This is a genomic window from Methylobacterium sp. J-001 (assembly GCF_022829565.1).
Taxonomy (GTDB): Bacteria; Pseudomonadota; Alphaproteobacteria; order Rhizobiales; family Beijerinckiaceae; genus Methylobacterium.
In genome coordinates, this window is sequence record NZ_JAKSYN010000107.1 from 1 (window position 1) to 6417 (window position 6417).

5 protein-coding genes and 2 pseudogenes are annotated in these 6417 nt (G+C 67.8%); 4 read left to right on the forward strand and 3 right to left on the reverse strand.

Going from position 1 to position 6417, the window contains the following annotated elements; genetic code table 11:
• Positions 1–550, reverse strand: a pseudogene (locus MKK65_RS11720) (flagellar protein); the annotation flags it as partial.
• On the opposite strand from MKK65_RS11720, the gene MKK65_RS11725 reads away from it, so the two are divergent.
• The 3 genes from MKK65_RS11725 (at position 550) to MKK65_RS11735 (ending at position 2357) form a co-directional block, all read left to right on the forward strand.
• Entirely contained in the window at positions 550–852 is a 303-nt protein-coding gene (locus MKK65_RS11725; protein ID WP_243957852.1) for a hypothetical protein, read from the forward strand. The pseudogene MKK65_RS11720 and the gene MKK65_RS11725 sit on opposite strands and share 1 nt — an antisense overlap.
• 185 nt (positions 853–1037) lie before the next feature.
• A complete protein-coding gene (locus tag MKK65_RS11730) occupies positions 1038–1703 on the forward strand; it encodes a BA14K family protein (RefSeq protein ID WP_409565422.1) in 666 nt (221 codons plus the stop codon).
• A 333-nt stretch (positions 1704–2036) separates the two neighbouring features.
• A complete protein-coding gene (locus MKK65_RS11735) occupies positions 2037–2357 on the forward strand; it encodes a hypothetical protein (protein WP_058191825.1) in 321 nt (106 codons plus the stop codon).
• A gap of 1613 nt (positions 2358–3970) precedes the next feature.
• Here MKK65_RS11735 and MKK65_RS11740 read toward each other — a convergent pair.
• A pseudogene (locus MKK65_RS11740) lies at positions 3971–4933 on the reverse strand (GlxA family transcriptional regulator).
• 114 nt (positions 4934–5047) lie between these two features.
• Here MKK65_RS11740 and MKK65_RS11745 point away from each other — a divergent pair.
• On the forward strand, positions 5048–5689 hold the full coding sequence (locus MKK65_RS11745) for an HD domain-containing protein (protein ID WP_243957856.1): 642 nt from the start codon (positions 5048–5050) through the stop codon (positions 5687–5689).
• Between the two features lie 217 nt (positions 5690–5906).
• Here the strand turns inward: MKK65_RS11745 and MKK65_RS11750 are convergent.
• A partial coding sequence (locus MKK65_RS11750) for an outer membrane protein (RefSeq protein WP_409565423.1) occupies positions 5907–6417 on the reverse strand: 511 nt, incomplete at its 5' end.

A 6417-nucleotide genomic window follows, 5' to 3' on the forward strand; every position in this document is an offset into this window, starting at 1 on the left:
GGACGCCGGAAACGCTCAGTTCCGAGCGCTGGCTGGCCATGTTGTTCAGCGTGCTCTGCCCGTAGCTGGGCCCGGAATTCGCTGTGCCGTCTGCCATACCGAGCGCCGTCTGGCTGGCCGTGTCCTTGAATTCCTAGTCCGAGGACGCGTTCGTCACGGCCTTGGTGCCGTCGGTGCTCCTAGTGAAGCTGCCGGCGCCGATTGCGGCGTTGAGCTTGGTCAGGGCCTGGTACAGGGTGTCGCCGGTGGACAGCGTCTGGTTGGCGACCGACTTGGCCTGATCGACCAGCTTCTGGATCGAGGTGATGCCCTGGTTGGCGGCCTGGATCGCCTGGATGCCGTTCGAGATACCGTCGAGCAGGTTGCCGAGATCGCCCGAGCGCTGGCTCAGCGACTGCGCTGTGAAGAAGTTGACGGGGTTGTCGAGGGCCGAGGAGACCTTCAGGCCGGTGGAGAGCCGGTTCTGGGTGGTCGCGGTCAGCGCGGCCGTATCCTGCAGGGAGAGCAGGTTCTGGCGCGTGGCGGCGGTGAGGGTGACGCTGGAAGACATTGAACCGCATCCATTTTCGGGCGTGCACCGCTTTTTTGCACTACAAGATGAACATTTTATTATCACTTGCGATCGAAGATAAACAACGTCGAAACGAAAACCAGTTCAGCAAGTGTGATTACGGGTCGGCCCTGGGCCGGGAGCCGCGGGGACCCTCGTTGACTTCGGGGACGAGCCCGATCGTGCGGCGGCCGGGCGCCATCCAGAAGGCCGCGCGCAGAGGGGAGATCGCGTCCCGTCTCACGCGGGACGGCCACCGGATCACCCGCGAGCGCAGCGAGACGGCCAGCGACGCGACGTAATGTCGGCGTCCCGAATAGTTCAATAAAGACCTATTGATTGCATCTAACGCGTTGTAATCGGGGTCTGAAATTCTGGTTCTCAAATATGGACAGAATGTAGCAACGGCGATTCGGCCGATGAGGCGTTGTCTTACCAGAGAGAGCATTCGCTCCAGAATTGGTAGGGCAGCATGAAGCGGACAATCTTGAGCACGGCCGTGATGGCTGGCGCCTTGGCGATACTTCCGATCACGGCCGATGCACGCGGTGGCTTCGGCGGCGGCGGCGGCGGCGGCTTCCATGGCGGCGGCTTCGGCGGCGGCGGATTCCGTGGCGCTGGACTCGGCGGAGGCGGCTTTCGCGGTGGTCTCGGCGGCCGCGGCCTGGGTGGCGGCTTCGGTGTCGGAGGCAACCGCTTCGGCGGGGGCGGTCTTGCAGGCCGCGGCTTCGGGGGACGCGGCGGCTTCGGCGGTGGCGGCTTTCGCGGCGCAGGCTTCGCCGGCAACCGTGGCTTTGCCGTTAACCGTGGCTTCGGCGGCCGCGGCTACGGCAGAGGCTACGGATACGGCCGGGGCTATGGGTATGGCGGATTGGGACTCGGCGTCGGTCTCGGCTTGGCCGGAGCGGGACTCGGCTATGGTTATGGCGGCTTCGGCGACGGCTATTACGGCACGGAGTATGGGCCCGCCGGCTATGGTGGGTACGGTGGCGGCTATGCACCTGCCGGCTACGGCCAGGATTACGGTGCAGTCCAGACGGAGGTCGCGCCTGCCGGGGATGCGGTCAGCTACTGCGTTCAGCGCTTCCGATCGTATGACCGTCGCAGCGGCACGTATCTGGGCAACGATGGTGGCCGCCACGCCTGCCCGTAACGACCTCCACGGTTCGTGACGGCATATCTTGACTACGAAGTCCCCTCGGCCCTCGCGCCGAGGGGACTTCTACTGTTCGACGCTCCTGCGGCTTCCGCGGCCAGCCAGGGCGCTCGGTCATCCCGGAGGCAGGCGCTCGGGCTCGAAGGCCTCCGGCGCTGCTGACACATTCCGCGGCACCAGGTGCGCGCAGATCGCTGCTCTCGGAGCTGCCGGCGGCCGTGGAGGGCGGTGGCTGGCATGGCCTCGGACCCCAAGGGCCACGGCAGGGGTTGTCGTGATGAGAAATCCGATCGACCTCGACGGCTTTTGACTCGCATCGCGCAGGAATCCATGTCGGACACCACCCAGGCCTCAGTGACGTTCCCCTCCCTCAAGGCCGCGCGATCCGCGCGACAGCGACTGGCTCGCGCGGGCTTCGCCCGGAACAGCATAGAAATCGATCGGCATGGCGACGCGTTCGAGGTCTCCATCAACACGCGTGAGGAGAACCATGCGCGCGCGGAGCGCATCTTGGCGGGGTCGCCCCTGGGCAACGATCTGCGACAGGTCGGAGAGCAGGCGGCCGACTTCGTTCAAACCAACCGCTCCCTCGCGTTGGGTCTGGCGGTCCTGGCGGGGTTCGCGGTCTTCAGTCTGACGAACCGGCGCTGAAAGCAGCTCACGAAACGCCCGATCACAGGGCGCCCCCTCTGCACAAGACAGTGCAGAGGGCGTTTTGTGAGAGGCTCCCGGTGTGATCGCGCGGAGCGAGGCATCGGACGGCCGTCGCGAGCCCTCCTGGATGCCAAAGCCTCGGCGTCCCCTCCGGGCCTGCAAAGCTCCATGCGTGGCGCGAGCAGGCATGGCCTCTCACGCCGATCCTCGTCAGCTTCACAAGCGGATGGCCCGTCTGGCCGAGATGGTCGCGCCCGCACAGACTGGAGCCCCCATCCCGGGCGACCGTGCCAAGCCCGCGACACGCATGCCCGGCGCCTCAGCCTCGTCGTGGCGCGCGCAGAGGCGAAGGGCTGCGCTCCAGAATGCTGACGCCACCGAGATCGGGCGGGCTCTTCGCCGGACGTGAAGCAGACCACATCTCGCAGCCCGCTGGGTGACCACCCCTAACCGCGTCTGGCGTGCAGGGCGATCTCGGGATGCCGGCCTGCACGGTTCGGCAGCGCAGCGTGCTCGACCGCACTGCACATGACGGATCGGTGCGGCATCTTCATTGCAGACGGTTCGAACGGGCCTCGGCTGGGGCCCGTCCCACGAAGAAAGGGGTGCACGATATGGTTCTGAAGGCCTTCTCCTACGTGATGATCGGCGCCTTCGCGGGCGGCTTAGCGATGACAGTGGCCGGTTCGGCCGGGGTGCTGCTGGGCCTGTAGGCTCACGCGGACGCCGATGCCTGATTGGGCGGCCGGTGGCGAGACGGCGGAAAAGCGGCGGGGGCAGGCCCCGTCGCTTTTCCCCTCTTCTCACTGCCGTAAGCGTGTTCCAACCGACCCGCCGCCGCGCAGGCGGGCGACAGCACGTCGTCCCGCCAGCACCGTCACGGCCGGCCTGTGGCGGCGCGGGCGGCTCCGCTGCTGACGGTGTTCAAGTCCTGTGCGAGCGCCCGACGATGGTCTCGCGTTGCTCCGTGGTCGTGAGGGCGCGCTCGGCCATTCCTGGCCCCGACAATCCGCCCAGCATCCAGGCGCAAGAGCCTTAGCCGGTCCTGTTCGATATGGATCGCGGGGTCCTAAAGTCTTCAGCCGTCGCGCCCGGACAAGTGGGCTTGCAGGTCCGCCAGAGACTGAGCCAGCAGTCCGAACTGCCGCGACGGTCCCAGGTGTCGACCACGCGCGCAGGCTCGCCCCGTCCGAGAAGCGGTACACACGCCGCGCGCCATGCTGCTTCCATCGGTGTGTCGACCTTGAGTCCTGAAGGATGTGCCCGTTCCGACGCGGCGGAATTCGCTATCCTTTCGCGGGCGGGGCAAACAGGAATCCCTTCGACCGGACAGTGTTCTCAAGTCGCTCCCCTATGCCTCCCGACGGGTAAGCATTGGTTCGAACCCAACCGGAGTGGCCATCTTAAATGGTGGCTAATGATGCTGGCGGTGGAGTGTCCTGTGATGCCTGTCACGGATGTTTCCCGTGAAACACATGTTGGCTTGCCTATGGCGTTCGCGCCTGTTTCAGGGCGACGGTCCGGGAAGCGGGCCCAAAGGTTCCGGGATGCTGCCCATGGTGCTTGCCTAACCGAGCACCAGCAAACCCATTGCTTGAGGATAGGGGCAGCTATCCCCCGCCGTTCCGCCTGCGGAACTCCGCAGGCGTGATCCCGACATGGCGCATGAAGGCCCGGCGCAGGGTGTCGGCATTGGCGAAGCCCGTCCGGGCGGCGACCTGCTTGGGCGGAAGGCCTTCCGCGTCCAGATAGCGCCGCGCCGCCGCGACCCGCGCAGCCTCGACCTAGTCGGCGGGCGTCATGCCGACTTCGCTCCGGAACAGGCGCGCGAAGTGGCGCGGGCTGAGGCCCGCCCGTTCGGCCAGCCGGGCCACGCTGTGGTCCTCCGCGGGGGCGGACACGATCCAGCGCTGGACCTCCTGAAGCACCGCCCGGCCGGACGGCTCGGCCGTACCGCTGCGGCTGAACTGCATCTGGCCGCCGGGGCGCTTGAAGAACATCACGAGCTGCGCGGCGACCCGCTGGGCCACCGCCCGGCCGAGATCCTCCGCGACCAGGGTGACGGCCAGGTCGAGGCCGGCGGTCACCCCGGCGGCCGTGCAGACCGGACCGTCGCGGACCTGGATCGCATCGGGCTCGACCCGGATCGCGGGGTAGCGCCGGGCCAGGGCGTCGGCCGCAGCCCAATGCGTGGTGATCCGGCGCCCGTCCAGCAAACCGGCTTCGGCCAGGGCGAAGGCGCCGGTGCAGACTGAGCCGAAGCGCCGGGCCGCGGGGGCCGTGCGCCGCAGCCAGTCGAGCAGGGCGGCCGACGGGCGCCGATGCGGGGCATCCGGCGATCCTGCCACCAGCAGCGTGTCGAGGGTGCCGGGATCGGCCTCGAAGATCGTCCGGTCCGCAAGCAGCCGCGCGCCTGACGAGGTCCGGATCGCGCCGGACTCGGTGGACACGATCTCGGTCCGGTAGACGCCGCGCTCGGCCTGGACGTTCGCCTCCGCGAACACATCCAGCGGGCCGGAGACGTCGAGCATCTGCACGCCCGGTCCGGCAACGATCACCACCCTTCGCTCCACGGTGCCGTCCCTCGCGTCCGTCGCACACGCGATTTGGCCGTCTGAGACGTGTTCCGTCAACTCCGGACGCGTGGCGCGGGGCTACCGTCTTGGTCTCAGCAAGGAGGGAAAGCCATGGCTCATCCAATCGACGGCGTCGCCATCCCCGACAGTGCGCTCGCCCGCGCGGTGACCGAGCTCGTCCGGGACACGGAATCGCCGCTGCTGTTCCACCATTCGAGCCGCGTCTATTACTTCGGTGCCCTGACGGGGAAGCGGCGCGGCCTCACCTACGATCCGGAACTGCTCTATGTCGGCGCGATGTTCCACGACATGGGACTGACCACACAGCACAGCAGCGCAACCGAGCGCTTCGAGGTCGACGGCGCCAACGCGGCCCGGGACTTCCTGCGCGGCCACGGCATCGCCCAGGCCGATATCGACACGGTGTGGGCCGCCATCGCGCTGCACACCACCCCGGGCATCCCGCAGCACATGCATCCGGTGATCGCCCTGGTCACCGCCGGGGTCGAGATGGATGTGCTCGGGCTGACCTTTGCCGCTTACAGCGACGCCGTACGCGAGGCGGTCGTGCGGGCGCATCCGCGGAGCCCGCATTTCAAGGAAGACATCATCCAGACGTTCTACGAGGGGATCCGGCACAAGCCCGACACGACCTTCGGCAACGTCAAGGCCGATGTCATCGCCGACAAGGAGCCGCATTTCCACGCCGGAAACTTCTGCCGCGTGATCCGCCATTCGCCCTGGCGTGGGTGATCCCGATTGGGCTGCCGGTGAGGCGCGACCCCGGAAAACGGCACAAAGCCCCGGGCGCCAAGGGCGCCCGGGGCTTTGTGGTCGATCTGAGCGCTCAACCTCACAGGGCTGTCGTGCCGAGGCGAAGAGGGGGTTCGGATGCAGCGTGCGGGTCTTGACCCGCATGCCACGTCCAAGAAAGCCCGCCCGGCCCGGGGGCCGGGCGCGCCTGTGGGTCTTAGTACGAGCCGAACTTGTAGTTCAGGCCGGCGCGGACGACGGCGAACTCGTCGTCGCGGCGGCCGATGGCGCTGTAGGCGACCGGGACGAGGTTGGCGGCGTTGACGACGAGGGCGCCCTGGTTGCGGTTGCCGCGCTCCAGGTTGACGTACAGGCCTTCGATCTTGAACGTCACGGCCGACGAGCGGAAGAAGTTCAGGAACGACTCGGTCGGGAGGGCGAACTCGACGCCACCGCCGACGGCGTAGCCGGTGCGGAAGCTGTCGTTGCCGGCGTAGCCGCCGAAGGAGCGGTCAGCGCTGCCCGAGCCGTAGGCGAAGCCGCGGGTGCCGTACACGAGGGTGCGGTAGAAGGCGTAGCCGAGGCGGCCGCGAACGGTGCCGAAGTAGTCGAGGCTCGACAGGCCGCGCGGGTCGGGGACGTAGTAGCTCGGGGCCACGGCGCGGCTGATGAAGCAGATGGTCCGGGTGCGGCCTGAAGTGTGGTACGGGGCACTGGCGTCCGTGCCG